Raw genomic sequence first — 16,196 nt, 5'->3', positions numbered from 1 at the left:
CAGGCGAGCAAGTCATCGTCGTACTCCCCCGTGGCCGGTGGCGATAGGGGTCAACGGTTTTCAAAGCGTAGGCAAACCCATCCTGTTGGCGCAGCGGTGCGTCCTGCGCGGCGAGGATCACCTCGGGCGGCAGAGCAGCGAACGTCTCACAGGTCGCCGGAACGCCCGCGGCTGCCGCGATCGTCGCGGTGGCGGCACCGGCCTCGCCGGAACGAGGAATGGGCTCGGCACGGATCGGTACAGCTCGCTACAGATGCACGGCCGCCGGTCCGAACCGTTCCCTTCCCCCGCAGACGGCAGAGCCGTCAAGCGGCCGTAAAGCATACGGTCCAAAAAGCGGTTCGTCGCGCCCTCGCGCGGCCGTCCTGCTGTCCGGCTCGCGCGAGGGCCACGCCGGGCCGGATACGGCAGCGCGCCTGCCGCCCACACTTGCCCCAATGCGTTACTAATAGCTACAAAACCGGCATTTCTGACTCTTGGTGACGTCTGCCCTGCTGGAGCCAGGCGGATCATCTCATGAATCATGAATGGGGAGAGGTAGTCCATGACTGTCGAGACGCGCCCAAGTACGGCCGCGAAGACACAGGAACGAACAGAGGAGCAGCTCAGCCTCAGCACAGCGGCGGCGCGGAACCTCGCGACCACCACCAAGTCCGAGCCCCAGATGCAGGGGATCAGCTCACGGTGGCTGCTGCGGAAGCTGCCGTGGGTGGATGTTCCCGGCGCCACCTACCGGGTGAACCGGCGTCTGTCGTTCACCGTCGGGGACGGGAAGGTCACGTTCGAGAAGAACGGGGCCAAGGTTCGTGTGATCCCGGAGGAGCTGGCCGAGCTGCCGCTGCTGCAGGGGTTCGATGACCGCACGGCGCTGGGCGCGCTGGCCGACAAGTTCGAACAGAAGGAGTTCGACCCCGGTCAGGTCATTGTGCAGGAGGGCCGGAAGGCTGATCACGTCTTCCTGGTCGTGCACGGCAGAGTGGACAAGGTCAGGCCCGCGAAGTACGAGGGCGAGGACGTCGTGGGCCGACTGTCGGACGGTGACAGCTTCGGCGGCAACGTTCTGGCCGAGGCGGACGGCAAATGGGACTTCACGGCCCGCGCGACCACCGCGACGACGGTCCTGACGCTGCCGCACAGCGCGTACAAGACGGTCGCAGGCCAGCACGAAGCACTGCGGTCGCACGTCCACCGGCGCATGACCGACGCGCGGAAACCGACGAACAAGGCCGGTGAGGCCGCGATCGAGTTCCTGTCCAGCCACACGGGCGAGCCCACGCTGCCGACCACGTTCGCGGACTACGAACTCAACCCGCGCGAGTACGAGCTGAGCGTGGCGCAGACGGTCCTGAAGGTGCACAGCCGGGTGGCCGACCTCTACAACCAGCCGATGAACCAGACACAGCAGCAGCTGCGGCTCACCATCGAGGCGCTGCGCGAGCGTCAGGAGAACGAGCTGGTCAACAACCCCGACTTCGGGCTGCTCAGCAACACCGACTTCGACCAGCGCATCCCGACCCACTCCGGCCCGCCCACCCCGGACGACTTCGACGACCTGCTGAGCATGCGCCGTGGGACCCGGTACATCTTCGCCCACCCACGTGCCATCGCCGCCTTCGGCAAGGAATGCAACAAGCGGGGCCTGGCCATCAGCAGCGTCGATGTCGACGGCCACCACATCCCCGCGTGGCGAGGCGTGCCGATCCTGCCGTGCGGCAAGATCCCGGTCTCGGAACACCAGACCTCGTCCATCATCGCCATGCGCACCGGCGAGGACAACGAAGGCGTCATCGGCCTCTACCAGACCGGCCTGCCCGACGAGGTCGAGCCCGGACTCAACGCCCGGTTCATGGGAATCGACGAGAAGGCGATCATCTCCTACCTCGTCAGCGCCTACTACTCCGCCGCCGTCCTGGTGCCGGACGCGATCGGCATTCTCGAAAACGTCGAGGTACGACCGCGTGACTGAGTACCCGGACAGACGAGCGGAGGAGGGCTGAGACGGTGTCGTCGTCACCCCGGATGCCCGCCGCTCCCACCATCCATGAGGCGGCGGGTCTGGTGAGCGCCTTGCCCTCCACCCCGGCACCGCCCGGGCGAACGAATCCGTCCTCCTCGGCGAGCCTGGCAGCGGCGTGGCTCGCCGGCGGCCCGACCGGCCTGGGCACAGCAGCGGCCAGGGACCTCCTTCCGCCACCCGCTGACCACAGCCGGGCCGCTCCTGCTTCTGCTCCCGCCCTCACGGACCGGCCCCGCGCAGGCGACCCGATCCCGGGCCTCCACTGCCCGCCCGCCGTACCGGCCGACCCTGCCAAGGTCGCCGAGGTGGACCGGCGACTCGAAGCCTGGGCCCGTGAACTCGAACTGTTCCCCCCTCAATGGGCCGGAGACTTCACCGGATTCCAGTTCGGCCGTGCGGTCGTCCTGCAACACCCCGCGGGGGCCGACCTGGAACGCCTCGTCGTCGCGGGCAAACTCCTGGTCGCGGAGAACGTCGTCGACAACTGCTACTGCGAGGAGTACGGCGGATCCCCCATCGGCCTGGGCGGCCGGCTCATCATCGCGCACAGCTCCCTGGATCCCTTGCACACCGCGGACGACTACCAGCGGCAGTGGCACGATGGCCTGGGCGCGGACGCCTCGCTGCGCTCCTACGCCGGTGCGATCCGCGCCTTCCGGGACATCGCCACTCCCGGCCAGGTCACCCGGTTCCTCCACGACATGGCGCGCCTCCACCTGGGATATCTCGCCGAGGGCGCCTGGGCACAGACCCGCACCACCCCACCGGTGTGGCAATACCTCGTGATGCGGCAGTTCAACAACTTCCGCCCCTGCCTGTCCATCGTGGACACCGTGGACGGCTACGAGCTTCCCGATCCGCTCTACTCCCGTCCCGAGGTCCAGCGCGTCACCGCGCTGGCCTGCAACGCCACCACACTCGTCAACGACCTGTACTCCTTCACCAAGGAGATGGCCGCCGACGAGCACCACCTGAACCTCCCGGTAGTGATCGCCGCCGAGGAGCGCCGCGGCCTCAAGGACGCCTACCTCAAGGCCGTCGGCATCCACAACGAGATCATGCACGCCTTCGAGGACGAATCCTCCGTCCTGGCCACCGAGAACCCGGTCCTGGCCCGCTACACCGCCGGACTCACCGCCTGGGTCGCCGGCAACCACGAATGGCACCACACCAACACCCACCGCTACTCCCTACCCAACTACTGGTGAGAGAAGACACCCGCATGACCACCACAGCGCCCCGCGCCGGCGCGGCAGCAGCTCCGGCCATCAGCCCCTACCAGGAGTCGGTGGCCGATTACTGGAACCACGAGAGCAACCCCGTCAACCTCCGCCTGGGCGCGGTCGACGGCTTCTACCACCACCACTACGGCATCGGCAGCGTCGACTGGTCCGTCCTGCAGGCTCCCCAGGGCACCCGCGACGAGCACATCATCGCCGAACTGCACCGCCTGGAGTGCGACCAGGCCGACTTCCTGGCCGACCACCTCGGCGCCGTCAACCCTGACGAACGCCTCCTGGACTCCGGCTGCGGACGGGGCGGCGGCAGCCTGGTCGCCAACAAGCGGTTCGGCTGCCACGTCGACGGGATCTCCATTTCCGAGACCCAGGTGGCCTTCGCCACCGAACAGGCCGGGAAGCACGGCGTGGACGACAAGGTTCGTTTCCACCTCAGGAACATGCTCGACACCGGCTTCGAGTCCAGCTCGTTCCGCGCCATCTGGAACAACGAATCCACGATGTACGTCGACCTGTCGACGCTGTTCGCCGAATACGCCCGCCTCCTCGTACGCGGTGGCCGGTACGTCACCATCACCGGCTGCTACAACGACACCTACGGGCTGCCCTCCCGCGAAGTCTCGACGATCAACGCCCACTACATCTGCGACATCCACCCCCGCTCCGCCTATTTCAGGGAGCTGGCCAACCACCGGCTCGTGCCGATCAGCGTGGTGGACCTCACCGCGGCGACCATCCCGTACTGGGAACTGCGCGCCCAGTCCTCCCTGGCCACCGGCATCGAGGACACGTTCCTGACCGCGTACAAGAACGGCAGCTTCCAGTACCTGCTCATCGCCGCCGACCGCGCCTGATCCCGCAGGCCGTCCGCGGAACGCGGCACGGGTTGGGTGGGCGGTGTCTCAGGGGTGAATCAGGGGTGAATCAGGGGTCCGTGGCCAGGGTGATCACTGATGGGCAACAGTGCCTGCTCCCAGCAGAATCGACCTTGTCACCAAGGCAGTCAACGCTGCTCCGGAGGAACCCCGACGCCTACCCACCTCGACCTCACCGCCCTTGACCTGCCCACCGCTGTCACCACCGGCGTGGCGGCACCGCGACCGCCGCCGGGCCGGACCCCTGTTGATCGTTCCGATCCGCTCTTTCAGTCACGCCCGTCGCGCGGTGTGTCCAGCGTCGAGTCATTTCTCCTCCAGGGGCGCCCTCAGTGGTTCGCTCTCCAGTCAAGGGCCCGCCGCCTGCCGACGCACGCCGAGAGCCCCGCCCCCGGCGACAGCTCACCTGGACGGCTCACACGGCCGGCCGACAGACCCGCCGGGCCGGATTTCACAAGGCTGTGGCGGTGGGGTGTCGGGCGGTAAAATGTATGGGATCGCGGTTTTGTGTGGCGAATCATGACCTCGGATGGTGAGCGGAGAGAAAGAGAGACCCCCGGGCGGGATCCACCGCGGCAGTGGGTGCCACGGTCGTCGAGTCGACCGGACGGGGTGCTGACCTGCGCCGGGGACGGCGGGTCCGTCCGGTGGCGGGACGGCGAGCGGCTTGAGCATCTGTTCGAGGAGCGGTGCGACCAGCTGCGTGCGGAGGGGCAGGAGAGCCGGCTCGCGGTGGACGCCGGTGATGTCACGCTGACCTACGCGCAGCTGGACGGCAGGGCGAATCAGCTCGCCCGCTTTCTGCTGGACCAGGGCACACGCCCCGCTGACCGGATCGGGCTGCTGCTGGACGACCCGGTGGACGCCTACGTCGGGATGCTGGGCGTGCTGAAGGCGCACGCCGCGTACGTCCCGATGGACGTCGGATTCCCGGCGGACCGGCTGTCGTACATCGTCTCCGACGCCGCCGTGCGAACGGTCCTGACGCTCTCCCGTCTCGACGACCGGGTGGCCCATCTCCCGGATGGAACAGAGCTGTTGTACCTGGACCGGATACGGGCCGACATGGCGCGGCGACCCACCCGACGCCTCGATACCACCGCCACCACCACCGGACGGCAAGCCGACGATCTCTGCTACGTCATCTACACCTCGGGCTCCACCGGCCGCCCCAAGGGAGTGGCCATCGGGCACCCGGCCATCTGCAACTTCGTGCGCGTAGCGGCGGAGGTCTACGGCATCACCGCCGAGGACCGGGTGTACCAGGGCATGACCCTCGCCTTCGACTTCTCCGTCGAGGAGACGTGGGTGCCCTGGATGGCCGGTGCGACGCTGGTGCCCCGGCCCGCCGGGCCCGGACTGCTCGGGGCCGAGCTGGACGCCTTCCTGCGGGACCGGCAGGTCACCGCGCTGTGCTGCGTACCCACGCTGCTGGCCACACTGGACGCCGGCCACTCCGAGCTGCGGTTCCTGCTGGTCTCCGGGGAGTCGTGCCCGCAGGACCTCGTCCGCCGCTGGCACCGGCCCGGACGGCGGTTCCTCAATGTCTACGGCCCGACCGAGGCGACCGTCACCGCGACCTGGACCCTGCTGGACCCGGACCGTCCGGTGACGATCGGCGTCCCGCTGCCGACGTACGCGGTGGTCCTGCTCGCCCCCAGGGAGAACACCGCTCTGCCACCCGGCACGATGGGCGAGATCGCCATCGCCGGCACAGGGCTCGCCAACGGCTACCTCAACAGGCCGGACCTCACCGAACGCGCCTTCGTCCCGGACTTCCTCGGCATTCCCGACAACCCGTCCGGCAGGATCTACCGCACCGGGGACCTGGGCAGGATCAACGCTCACGGCGAGATCGAGCACCACGGCCGCATCGACACCCAGGTCAAGATCCGCGGCTACCGTGTGGAACTGGCCGAGATCGAATCGGTGTTGCTCCACGTCCCCGGAATCGCCCAGGCCGTGGTGACCCGGCACGAGGCCGCCCCGGACGCCGTGGAACTGTGCGCGTTCTACACCACGCGCGAAGACGCCGTCGTGGACCCCGATCACGTCGTCCTGCAGCTGCGGGAGCGGCTGCCGGGCTATATGGTCCCCGCCTACCTGGAACCCATCGCGTCGATACCGGTACTGCCCAGCGGCAAGGCCGACCGCAGCCGTCTGCCCGCACCGGCCGCACCGCGCCGGCTCACCGCGCGGCGCGACTTCGTCGCACCGACGACCGGCACCGAACGCGCGCTGGCCGAGCTGCTGGCCCGTACCCTACGGGTCGAACAAGTCTCCGTGGACAGCCACTTCTTCGACGAACTCGGCGCCAACTCGCTGCTGATGGCCCACTTCAACGCGGCGGCCCGCGAACTCCCGGGCCTGCCCGGCGTGTCGATGAAGGACGTCTACCTGCATCCCACCGTACGCGCCCTCGCCGCGGCCCTGGACCGGACGGCGCCGGCCGCACCGGACCGCACACCGGCACAGGCACCGCGTCAAACGCCGCCACTCGCACCGGCGCCTACGGCGAGCACCCCCCGGTACGCCCTGTGCACGGCAGCGCAACTCCTCTTGTTCCTGACCTACGTATGCCTCGGCTCGGTGGCGCTCGACGCCGGGACCGCCTGGGTGAGGCAGGGCAGTGGATGGCCCGACGCCTACGGGCGCGCGATCCTCTTCGCCGCCGTGGCGCTGGGCGCGACGGGTCTGGTGCCGATCGCCGCGAAGTGGGCTCTCGTCGGCCGGTGGTCGGCGCGGCGCATCCCCTTGTGGAGCATGGCCTACGTCCGCTTCTGGTGCGTCAAGACCCTGGTCACCACCAACCCGCTCGCCCTGCTGTCCGTCGGAACGCCGCTGTACACGCTGTACCTGAGAGCCCTGGGCGCCAGGATCGGACCCCACGTCCTGATCCTCACCCTCCGGGTACCGGTGTGCACCGACCTGCTCACCATCGGAGCCGACTGCGTCATTCGCAAGGACACCTATCTCAACGGCTACCGGGCCCACGACGGGGTCATCGAGACCGGCCGCGTCACCATCGGCGACGGCGCCTTCGTCGGCGAGCACAGCACCCTCGACATCGACGTGCGCCTCGGGGACGCCGCCCAGCTCGGCCACGCCTCCGCACTGCACTCCGGCCAGTCCGTACCGGACGGGCAGTGCTGGCACGGCTCACCGGCCGTACCGGCACCGGCCGGCTGCCAGTACCTCACGGTCCCGCCGGCCCGTTGCGGCAACGTGCGCCGCGCCTGCCACAGCGTCGTCTGGCTGCTGGCCGAGGTGGCCATCGCCGGGGTGGGCGGCATCACCGTCGCCGCGCTGCTGGAGTCCCGGCCCTCCCCACTGGCCGGTGCGGTCACGGGCGCGGCCGGCCCGGACAGCTGGACGTACTACGCCGACGGCCTGCGGGTATCCGCCATCGCGGTGCTCGGCCTGGCCGTCCTCGGACCGATCCTGATCGCGGCCCTGTCGCGGTTGCTGTGCCGCCTGGTCAGGCCGAACGTGGTCCATCCGCTCTACGGCGCGCGGTTCGCACTGCAACGCGCCACCGCCCGCCTCACCAACATCGGCTTCTTCAACGCCCTGTTCGGCGACAGCTCGGCCGTCGTGCACTATCTGCACGCCCTCGGCTACCGGCTGAAACCTCTCGAGCAGACCGGGTCCAACTTCGGCATGGTCGTCAAGCACGAAGTCCCCACCCTCAGCCGCATAGGCACCGGGACCATGGTCTCGGACGGGCTGTCCTTGATGAACGCCGAATTCTCCAGCACCTCCTTCCGTGCCGTCCCGGCCGCCGTCGGCCGGAACAATTTCCTGGGCAACAACATCGCCTACCCCGCCGGCGGCAGGACCGGCGACGGCTGTCTGCTGGCGACCAAGACCATGATCCCGGTCAGTGGCACGGTCAAGGAGAACACCGGGTTGCTCGGCTCGCCGCCCTTCGACATCCCGCGCTCGGTCGAACGCGACCGCCGCTTCGACCACATGGGCACAGGACCCGAGCGCCGCAGGGGGCTCGCGGCCAAGAACCGCCACAACGCCGTCACCGTCGCCCTGTTCCTGACCGTCCGGTGTCTGTACGTCTTCGGCCTGGTGCTGATCTCCATGCTCCCCTCGGGAGACAACGACGTGTCGTACTGGCTGAGCACAGCCTGCTCCGTCGTACTCGGGCTCGCGTTCACCGTGGGCTGGTTCGTCCTGGTCGAACGGGCCGTGGTGGGCCCGCACGGACTGCGGCCCCGCTTCTGCTCCATCTACGAGAAGGATTTCTGGAGACACGAGCGGTACTGGAAGGTACCGGCCACGGTCTACCTCGCCATCTTCAACGGAACCCCGCTCAAGCCGGTCATCTGGCGGCTCCTCGGAGTCCGCATCGGCCACCGGGTCCTCGACGACGGATGCCACATCATCGAGCGCACCCTCACCCGGGTCGGCGACGACTGCGCCCTCAACGCGGGCAGCACTCTCCAGGCCCACTCCCTGGAGGACGGTGTCTTCAAGTCCGGCCCCATCGCGATCGGCAACGACTGCACCATCGGCACCAGCGCGTTCGTCCACTACGGCGTCGTCATCGACGACAACGCCCACATCGACGCCGACTCCTTCCTGATGAAAGGCGAACACGTACCGGCTCATACGCGCTGGCGGGGAAACCCGGCGGCGGAGCTGGTCGCCGACCGCGGCGCTCGAGGCGGCGGCTCGCGCCCGTGAAGGCGGCAAACCCGGAACGGGCGGCGGCCCGGACTCCACGCGGTGAACGCCCCCGGTGTCCGGATGTGACAGAACCGCGTCATTGCGGTCGTGACCGTGATGACTGGACGATGGGGGCATGCACCAGACGCACCACCGCGTTGTGATCGCGGTCTTTCCCGACGTCGATCTCCTCGACGCCACCGGCCCGGCCGAGGTGTTCGCGCTGGCCAACCGGGAAGGCGGCGGCCGCGCCGCCTACGAGGTCCTGCTGGCCGGTCCCGGTCCGGCAGGCCAGGCCGTGGCGACATCGGCGGGTGTGCGCCTGGTGACCGACATGAGCCTGGGCGACGTGGGGACGGCGGTGGACACGCTGCTCGTCCCCGGCGCGGTCGACCTGGGACCCGAGGGCCCCCGGGCCCGGATCGACGACGACATCGTGGACTGGGTCAGGGCCACCGCTCCCCACGCGCGGCGCGTCGCCTCGGTGTGCGTGGGCGCGCACCTGCTGGCCGCGGCCGGCGTGCTGGACGGCAGGAGGGCGACCACCCACTGGTCCACCGCAGCGCAGCTGGCCGCCGACCATCCGCGGGTCGAGGTCGACGCGGACCCGATCTTCATCCGTTCCGGGCGGGTGTGGACCGGGGCGGGCATCAGCGCCTGCCTGGACCTGGCGCTCGCCCTGGTCGCGGAGGACCACGGCGAGGACCTGGCGCTGGCCGTCGCCCGGCAGCTGGTCGTCTACCTCAGACGACATGGTGGGCAGAGCCAGTTCAGCGTGCCGATCAGCCGCCCGGCCTCCTCCCGCAGGGACATCGACGAGCTGCGCCAGTACATCGGCGAACACCTCGACGAGGATTTGTCGGCGGCCGCTCTGGCGGCGCGGATGTGCCTGAGCGAACGGCACTTCTCCCGCGTGTTCACCCAGGAGACCGGCGCCACCCCCGCCGCCTACGTCGAAGCCGCCCGGGTCGAGGCCGCCCGCCGGCTGCTGGAGACCACCGACCAGCCCCTGGAGCAGGTCGCCCTCACCTGCGGTCTGCGGTCGCTGGAGACCTTGCACCGGGCGTTCCGCCGGCAGATCAGCACCACCCCGGCCGCGTATCGCCGCCGCTTCCGCACTGCCTGACCGTCATCCGCCTGTTTCCTTGTATCGCGGCCGTGCGCCAGCGCGCCTCGATGCGCCCCTTATGTTCGCAATTGAGAGGAATGCACCCATGTCTATATCGACGAGCCTGCGCGACGTGATCGGCCTCGACAGCAAGCTGCCGCTCCTGAAGGACACCACTGTCGTTTTGATCGACTTCCAGAACACCTACCGCTCCGGCGTCATGGCCCTGGAGGGCGTCGAGGAGGCCCTCGTCGCCGGCGCCCGGCTGCTGAGCGCCGCCCGCTCCCAGGGGGCACCGGTGGTGCACGTGGTCAACGACGGCGGCCCGGGGACCCCTTACGACGTCCGGGCCGACATCGGCGCGATCAGCGACGAGGTCGCCCCGCTCAAGGGGGAACCCGTGGTGGTCAAGCAGTTCCCCAACGCTTTCCACGCCACCGACCTGGACGCGACGCTGCGCGCGCTGGGCGCCGGGCCCGACGTGGTGCTGGCCGGGTTCATGACCCACATGTGCGTCACGTTCACCGCCCAGGGCGCCTTCAACCTCGGCTACCGCCCCACGGTCGTCGCCGAGGCCACCGCGACACGGTCGCTGGCGGCCCCGGACGGCACCACGGTGCCCGCAGCGGCCCTCCAGAGCACGGCCCTGACGACCATCAGGGACCTCTTCGGACCCGTCGCCCTCCACGTGAGCGACCTCATGCCCTGAAATCCCGGGACGGCGTCGGCCATGAGCGCGGGGACCCGGGCCTCGGCACCGCGCCGGGGACGGCCGCTGCCGCCCCGGCCGCACCACAGCTGACGTGGGGAAGCTGCGTGCGCGGCCCCGACGACAGCGCGGGCAGAGAACTGGAGGCGGCGGGCGCCCGGTGCGCGCGGCTGGCCGTCCCACTGGACCACACGCGGCCCGGCGGCAGGACCGTGACCGTCGCCCTCGCCCGGATCCCGGCGGCGGACGCGGCCCACCGCATCGGCACCCTGGTGGTCAACGAGGGTGGCCTTGGCGACCCGGTCATCGACTTCCTCCCCGCCCGTCGCACGGCGTTGGGTACCACCGGCGCCCGTTTCGAACGGACTCCTTCCGCCACGCGGTCTACGGCACCGAATACGGCAACACCTGCGTGAACGACGCTGTCAACGCCTACCTGACGAACGGCAACCTCCCACGGACCGACCTGAAATGCGCCGCCAACCGTCCGTAACGCATGGGCTCCGGCCGACCGGCCGGACGCGAAGGCCGGAAGCGACATCACGGCAGGTGCTCAGTCGCCTGGGCCGGAGGAGTCCATGAGGCGGCTCTCCCAGGCCCAGGCGGCGATCTCGACGCGGTTGCGGACACCGAGTTTGTTCTGGATGGTCGCCAGGTGACTCTTGACGGTGCTGAGGGTGATGAAGAGGGTGGCGGCGATCTCCTGGTTGGTGCGGCCCCTCGCGATGGCCCGGATCACCTCCGTCTCGCGCGCGGAGAGCGGTTGGGCCGGCCGGGCGACGGTGGTCGTACGGGCCGGGGCGAGGTCGCGGAGCAGCCGCAGGGTGATGGACGGGGAGATCAGGGCGTCCCCGGCGTGGGCCGACCGGACGGCCTCGACGAGCAGCGCGGGCGCGGCGCCCTTGAGGACGAAGCCGACGGCCCCGGCGCGCAGCGCCCCGTGGATGTATTCGTCCAGGTCGAAGGTGGTGACGATGACCACCCGGAGCGGGTCGGCGGCTCCGGGGCCGGCCAGGGCGCGGGTGACGTCGATGCCGTCCAGGCCGGGCATGCGGATGTCGACCAGGCATACGTCGGGGCGCAGCCGGCGGGCGAGTTCGACCGCCGCGGCGCCGTCGGCGGCCTCTCCGACGACGGCGATGTCGTCGTGGTCCTCGAGGATGAGCCGCAGGCCGCTCCGGATCATCGCCTGGTCGTCGGCGAGCAGGACGCGGATGGTCAACGGGACTTCCTCTCCGGGACGGGCAGGGTGGCGTGAACCGACCATCCGGCGTCGCGGCCGGGTCCCGCGGACAGCCGGCCGCCGAGTGCCTCGACGCGTTCACGCATGCCGATCAGGCCGTAGCCGCCGTGGCGCTTGCGCGGGGCGTGGCCGGGTGGGGCGTCGTCGCTGACCGTGACGGTGACGGTGTCCGGGCCGTGGGTGATGTCGACGGCGGCGGAGCGGGCGTGCGCGGCGTGGCGGGCGATGTTGGTCAGGGCTTCCTGGACGATCCGGTGGACGGTGGTGGCCACCTCGGGCGGCCAGGGCGTCGGGTCGGCCGGCAGTCGTAGGCTCACCTCGGGGCCGTGCCCGTCGAACCGCCGGACCAGTTCGCCCAGTTGATCCGGACCGGACGCCGGAGGAACCGTGGTGGACACGTCGTCGGCATCGCGCAGCAGGCCGACCACCCGGCGCATCGCGGCGAGGGCTTCGCCGCCGGCCTCCTCGATGCCGGCGAGCGTGGCGTCCAGGCTCTCGGGCCGCCGTCTGGCCACGATCCGGGCGGCCTGGGTCTGGACCACGATGCCGGTGATGTGATGAGCGACCATGTCGTGCAACTCCCGGGCCAGGGCGAGCCGTTCGTCCTGCCGCACGGCCTCGGTGGCGGCCCGGCGGCGGTGATCCAGGAAGCGCAGGCCGAGGCCGGCCCCGAGCGCGAGGATCCAGACCTCGATCCCGACCCGGAACGGGGTGCTCGGCGCTTCGCCGGTCAGCAGGCCGACCGTCATCAGGGCCAGCCCGGCCACCGCGACGGCGGCCGCCTGCCGCCGGGCGAGCGCGCGTACCGCGCGGCCGCCGAGCACGAGCAGTCCCAGCACGGCGGCGGCTCCGGGCTCACCGGGCAGGTGGGCGAGCCGAGCGATCACCGCCGCGATGCCTGCCACGACCAGTCCCAGGGCCGCCGCCCGGCCCGGGTGGCGGCCGCGGACGAGCGCGATCAGGCAGACGACGGCGCCGACCGCCGCGTCGAGGGCCCAGACCCGGCCCTGCGCCGCGTACTGGGCGGCCATGACGACCAGCACCATGGCGAACAACATCCCCAGTGCCGCGTTGACCAGCCACTCCGGCCCCCGGGCGTACCGCTTTGTCGTACTCACCATGCACACGCTAGGCGATGCGGCCCGGCCCCCGAACCAGCCGAAAGTACGACTCGATGATCAAGGAACCGTACCTTCGGCCGCTGCGGCGGTCAGCGGGCGTTCCGCAGGCTGTGCCCCATGGTTGATCTCATTTCAGCAACACCCACCCTGCTCGCCACGGCGGCGGCCCAGGCCGAGAAGACCGAGCGGAGCCCGCTCCTGTATGCCTGGTGGGCGCTCAATCTGGCGGTTCTGTTCGCGGTCGGCTACGGCGTCTACCGGCTCGTCAAGTCGTGGCGCGCCGAGCGCCGCCCGCGCGGCTGAGGCGGGGAGGGAGCACATGACACCGGTACTCGAAGCCATGAGGCTGGGCAAGCGGTACGGCCGCCACCACGCGCTCACCGACGTCGACCTGGACGTTCCGCCCGGCCGGGTGATCGGACTGGTCGGCCCGAACGGCGCGGGCAAGTCGACCCTGCTGCAACTGGCCTGCGGCCTGATCAGGCCCAGCTCGGGCACGATCCGCGTCCTGGGCGGCACGCCCGCCGCGGGCCCCGCCCACTTGGCCAAGGTCGGCTTCGTCGCCCAGGACACGCCCGTCTACGCCGAGCTCTCCGTCGCCGACCACCTGCGGATGGGCGCCCGGCTCAACCCCGCCTGGGACGCGGCCCTCGCCCGCCGCCGACTCGCCCGCGTCGACCTCGACCCACGGCAGAAGGCAGGCCGGCTCTCCGGCGGCCAGCGTGCCCAACTCGCCCTGACCGTCGCCGCGGCCAAGCGGCCCGAGCTGCTGATCCTCGACGAGCCCGCCGCCGCCCTGGACCCGCTGGCCCGGCACGCTTTCCTGGACCACCTGCTGGAGTCCGTCACCGAACTCGGCGCCGCCGCCATCCTCTCCTCCCACGCGCTGCCCGACGTGGAGCGGGTGTGCGACCACCTGATCGTGCTGGCGGGCTCCCGGGTCCAGCTGGCCGGCGACATCACACGACTGCTGGCCGACCATGTTCGTGTCACCGCGCGCCGGTCGGACCTCCTGGCCCTGCTCACGGCGGCGGACATCGTCGCACTCACCGACCCGGCCGAACGGGACGGCCGGGAGAGTACCGCCATTGTCCGCGCCGATCGCGCGCTGCTGGCCGGCGGCCCCTGGACCACGGCGGACGTCGGCCTCGAAGAGCTGGCCCTCGCCTACCTCGGCCGGGCCGACCGCGGTGACACCCCGCCCTCCCCCCGCCTCCGACCGGGGGTACCCCCATCGACCACCGTGGAGGACCACCGGTGATCTGGATGACCTGGCGCCAGTTCCGCGCCCAGACGCTGGTGGGCCTCGGGGCCCTCGTGCTCCTGGCCGTCTACCTCGTCGTGCTCGGCGGGCGGATCCACGGCGCGTACGACGACACCCTCGCGCACTGCGCCGCCCGCGACGCGTGCTCCGGCCCGCTCGGCGCTCTCGCCGACCGCTACAGCCTCCAGACCGACCTGCTCGGCTATCTGCTGCTCGCCGTCCCCGGTGTCATCGGCGTCTTCTGGGGCGCACCGCTGATCGCCCGCGAGCTGGAGGCCGGCACCCATCGGCTGGTGTGGAACCAGAGCGTCACCCGCACCCGGTGGCTCGCCGCCAAACTCGCGCTGGTCGGCCTGCTGAGCATGGCCACCGCCGGCGTGTACAGCCTGCTGCTGACCTGGGCGGCCGGCCCGGTGACCACCGTCCTCAACAACCGTTTCGAACCGGTGAACTTCGCCTCGCGCGACCTCGCCCCACTCGGCTACGCCGCCTTCGCCTTCGTCCTGGGCGTGACCCTGGGCCTGGTCCTGCGTCGCACTGTGCCCGCCATGGCCGCCACCCTGGTGGTCTTCACAGCCCTCCAGATCGCCGTACCCGCCCTGATCCGCCCGCACTACGAAGCTCCGGTCCGCACCTCGGTGCCGCTCACCGCCGACCTGATCGGCCGTCTGACGAAGATCGGCACGTACGGTGAGATCGGTGGTCTGCGCATCCCCGGGGGGCCTTGGGTCGTCGACACCAGCCCGATCCTCGATTCCGCGGGCAAGGAGGTGGGCCGCACCGCCTGGTTCCAGAACTGCATGGATCACAGCTCGCTCTCCGAACTGCCCACCTGCCTGGCCAAGGGCGACATCCGCGTCGAGATCACCGAACAGCCGGCCGACCGCTACTGGACCTTCCAGTACCTGGAGACCGCGCTCTTCGCCGTCCTGACAACCCTTCTGGCCGTTCTCGCCCTCTGGCGGATCCGCAAACATCCGGTCTGACAGACTCATCGGCCGTCCGCGCAGCGACAGTGCCCGGCACGTCCAGGTTCGTCAGAAGGATCAGGTTGGGGCGCGAACCCGTGGAACGGCGCAAGTCCGTAACAGCAGTGGCACGTGGGCTGAACTCCCGCCGTCCGATGTGGTGCCGGCCGCGACGGTGGCCGGCGCCACGATCGTCGGATCCGCTCGCGGATCCGGGCAGTCCCCCCTGCCCGCAATCATGAGATCACCTATTTCAGCAGGATTTCACCACAGGTGTGATACTTCTTCGCATCGCCGTCCACGCGGAGGAGCGACATCCCTTATGCCGTACGACGTTCACGCGTTCCCGGGAGAGTCCTCGCTGCTTTCCGGATGCGTTCAGGCGGCTCTTGCACGCCATGGGGCCACGGACTGGTACATCAGTGACGGAGACTTCTGGTGCCATGTCGCACCGCACAACAGGGGCCACCGGATTCAGGGTTGGAAACTTCACCTCTCCGCGACTCCTCTGTCCGCTCCGCTCGTGCTGGCGCGGGCCTCCGATGTCCTGGCCCGCCGTCGCTGCCAGTTCAAATACGCAGGATCTCTGGCACGGGCGACCGAACTCGTTTCGCGGCAGTACGACCGGGGCGCCGGCGGAAAGTTCCTCACCGCCTATCCCGAGGGCGACGAGGTCCACCTCCGCGAACTCGCCGAAGAACTGCACCAGGCGACCCTGGGACTGCCCGGGCCCGGAATTCTCTCCGACCGCCCGTATCGCCCCGGCAGTCTGGTGCACTACCGGTTCGGCGTCCATGACGGGGTTCCCGTGCTCGGCAATGACGGATCCTACGAAGCCATGCTGATGGCCCCCGACGGCACTCTGGTGCGGGACGAGCGCAACGCGTGGTTCTCCCCGCCGCGTTGGGCGCCACGCGATCCGTTCGCCCCGCCGAACGCCGGCTCCGCCGCCTCATCCCCATCTCCCTCCCCC

Annotated in this window: 13 protein-coding genes and 1 pseudogene; 12 read left to right on the top strand and 2 right to left on the bottom strand. The window is 70.2% G+C overall.

Annotation, left to right across the window (positions count from 1 at the left end; genetic code table 11):
* Positions 1–544: 544 nt before the first annotated feature.
* The 8 genes from K6I33_RS02510 to K6I33_RS36530 all read left to right on the top strand — a co-directional run bounded on the left by K6I33_RS02510 (position 545) and on the right by K6I33_RS36530 (position 11,120).
* Positions 545–1,966: a family 2B encapsulin nanocompartment shell protein gene (locus K6I33_RS02510; protein WP_229347998.1), complete on the top strand. Its 1,422-nt coding sequence runs from the start codon at positions 545–547 to the stop codon at positions 1,964–1,966.
* Positions 1,967–2,001: 35 nt separating this feature from the next.
* Positions 2,002–3,225, top strand: coding sequence for a family 2 encapsulin nanocompartment cargo protein terpene cyclase (locus K6I33_RS02505; RefSeq protein ID WP_229347997.1), 1,224 nt, complete (start codon positions 2,002–2,004; stop codon positions 3,223–3,225).
* A gap of 14 nt (positions 3,226–3,239) precedes the next feature.
* The gene (locus K6I33_RS02500) at positions 3,240–4,109 is read left to right on the top strand and encodes a geranyl diphosphate 2-C-methyltransferase (RefSeq protein ID WP_229347996.1); all 870 of its coding nucleotides are present in this window, start codon (positions 3,240–3,242) and stop codon (positions 4,107–4,109) included.
* A 633-nt stretch (positions 4,110–4,742) separates the two neighbouring features.
* A complete protein-coding gene (locus tag K6I33_RS02495) occupies positions 4,743–8,828 on the top strand; it encodes a Pls/PosA family non-ribosomal peptide synthetase (protein ID WP_229347995.1) in 4,086 nt (1,361 codons plus the stop codon).
* A 118-nt stretch (positions 8,829–8,946) separates the two neighbouring features.
* Positions 8,947–9,936, top strand: a complete 990-nt coding sequence (locus K6I33_RS02490; RefSeq protein WP_229347994.1) for a GlxA family transcriptional regulator — start codon at positions 8,947–8,949, stop codon at positions 9,934–9,936.
* An 88-nt stretch (positions 9,937–10,024) separates the two neighbouring features.
* Positions 10,025–10,627: a cysteine hydrolase family protein gene (locus tag K6I33_RS02485; protein ID WP_229347993.1), complete on the top strand. Its 603-nt coding sequence runs from the start codon at positions 10,025–10,027 to the stop codon at positions 10,625–10,627.
* A 107-nt stretch (positions 10,628–10,734) separates the two neighbouring features.
* Positions 10,735–11,043, top strand: a complete 309-nt coding sequence (locus K6I33_RS36240; protein ID WP_308297023.1) for a hypothetical protein — start codon at positions 10,735–10,737, stop codon at positions 11,041–11,043.
* Entirely contained in the window at positions 11,040–11,120 is an 81-nt protein-coding gene (locus K6I33_RS36530; protein WP_374283068.1) for a hypothetical protein, read from the top strand. The genes K6I33_RS36240 and K6I33_RS36530 overlap by 4 nt, the downstream gene beginning before the upstream one ends.
* A gap of 60 nt (positions 11,121–11,180) precedes the next feature.
* On the opposite strand, the gene K6I33_RS02475 is transcribed toward K6I33_RS36530, so the two are convergent.
* The gene (locus K6I33_RS02475) at positions 11,181–11,894 is read right to left on the bottom strand and encodes a response regulator transcription factor (protein ID WP_229347992.1); all 714 of its coding nucleotides are present in this window, start codon (positions 11,892–11,894) and stop codon (positions 11,181–11,183) included.
* Positions 11,846–12,988 carry a histidine kinase gene (locus K6I33_RS35705; protein WP_229347991.1) on the bottom strand — a complete coding sequence of 381 codons (1,143 nt, stop codon included), beginning with the start codon at positions 12,986–12,988 and terminating at the stop codon, positions 11,846–11,848. The genes K6I33_RS02475 and K6I33_RS35705 overlap by 49 nt, the downstream gene beginning before the upstream one ends.
* A 120-nt stretch (positions 12,989–13,108) precedes the next feature.
* Here K6I33_RS35705 and K6I33_RS02465 point away from each other — a divergent pair, with 120 nt between their 5' ends.
* From K6I33_RS02465 to K6I33_RS02450, 4 genes and pseudogenes are all read left to right on the top strand, one after another.
* On the top strand, positions 13,109–13,294 hold the full coding sequence (locus K6I33_RS02465; protein ID WP_229347990.1) for a hypothetical protein: 186 nt from the start codon (positions 13,109–13,111) through the stop codon (positions 13,292–13,294).
* A gap of 16 nt (positions 13,295–13,310) precedes the next feature.
* Positions 13,311–14,252: an ABC transporter ATP-binding protein gene (locus K6I33_RS02460; RefSeq protein ID WP_229347989.1), complete on the top strand. Its 942-nt coding sequence runs from the start codon at positions 13,311–13,313 to the stop codon at positions 14,250–14,252.
* Positions 14,253–14,257: 5 nt separating this feature from the next.
* A complete protein-coding gene (locus K6I33_RS02455) occupies positions 14,258–15,241 on the top strand; it encodes an ABC transporter permease subunit (RefSeq protein ID WP_229348017.1) in 984 nt (327 codons plus the stop codon).
* Between the two features lie 505 nt (positions 15,242–15,746).
* A pseudogene (locus K6I33_RS02450) lies at positions 15,747–16,196 on the top strand (serine/threonine protein kinase); the annotation flags it as partial.

The sequence above is a fragment of the Streptomyces sp. UNOB3_S3 genome (assembly GCF_020740895.1).
In the GTDB taxonomy this organism is placed as follows: Bacteria; Actinomycetota; Actinomycetes; order Streptomycetales; family Streptomycetaceae; genus Streptomyces.
Note: the sequence above shows the minus strand (reverse complement) of the source record. Positions and strands in the feature narration are given on the sequence as shown.

What these genes read in the sequence shown, in the direction of transcription:
- K6I33_RS02475 (WP_229347992.1), bottom strand. Translation starts at nt 11,894, where the DNA reads ATGGTCGGTTCACGCCACCCTGCCCGTCCCGGAGAGGAAGTCCCGTTG.
- K6I33_RS02460 (WP_229347989.1), top strand. Translation starts at nt 13,311, where the DNA reads ATGACACCGGTACTCGAAGCCATGAGGCTGGGCAAGCGGTACGGCCGC.
- K6I33_RS02500 (WP_229347996.1), top strand. Translation starts at nt 3,240, where the DNA reads ATGACCACCACAGCGCCCCGCGCCGGCGCGGCAGCAGCTCCGGCCATC.
- K6I33_RS02490 (WP_229347994.1), top strand. Translation starts at nt 8,947, where the DNA reads ATGCACCAGACGCACCACCGCGTTGTGATCGCGGTCTTTCCCGACGTC.
- K6I33_RS02455 (WP_229348017.1), top strand. Translation starts at nt 14,258, where the DNA reads ATGACCTGGCGCCAGTTCCGCGCCCAGACGCTGGTGGGCCTCGGGGCC.
- K6I33_RS02465 (WP_229347990.1), top strand. Translation starts at nt 13,109, where the DNA reads ATGGTTGATCTCATTTCAGCAACACCCACCCTGCTCGCCACGGCGGCG.
- K6I33_RS02510 (WP_229347998.1), top strand. Translation starts at nt 545, where the DNA reads ATGACTGTCGAGACGCGCCCAAGTACGGCCGCGAAGACACAGGAACGA.
- K6I33_RS02485 (WP_229347993.1), top strand. Translation starts at nt 10,025, where the DNA reads ATGTCTATATCGACGAGCCTGCGCGACGTGATCGGCCTCGACAGCAAG.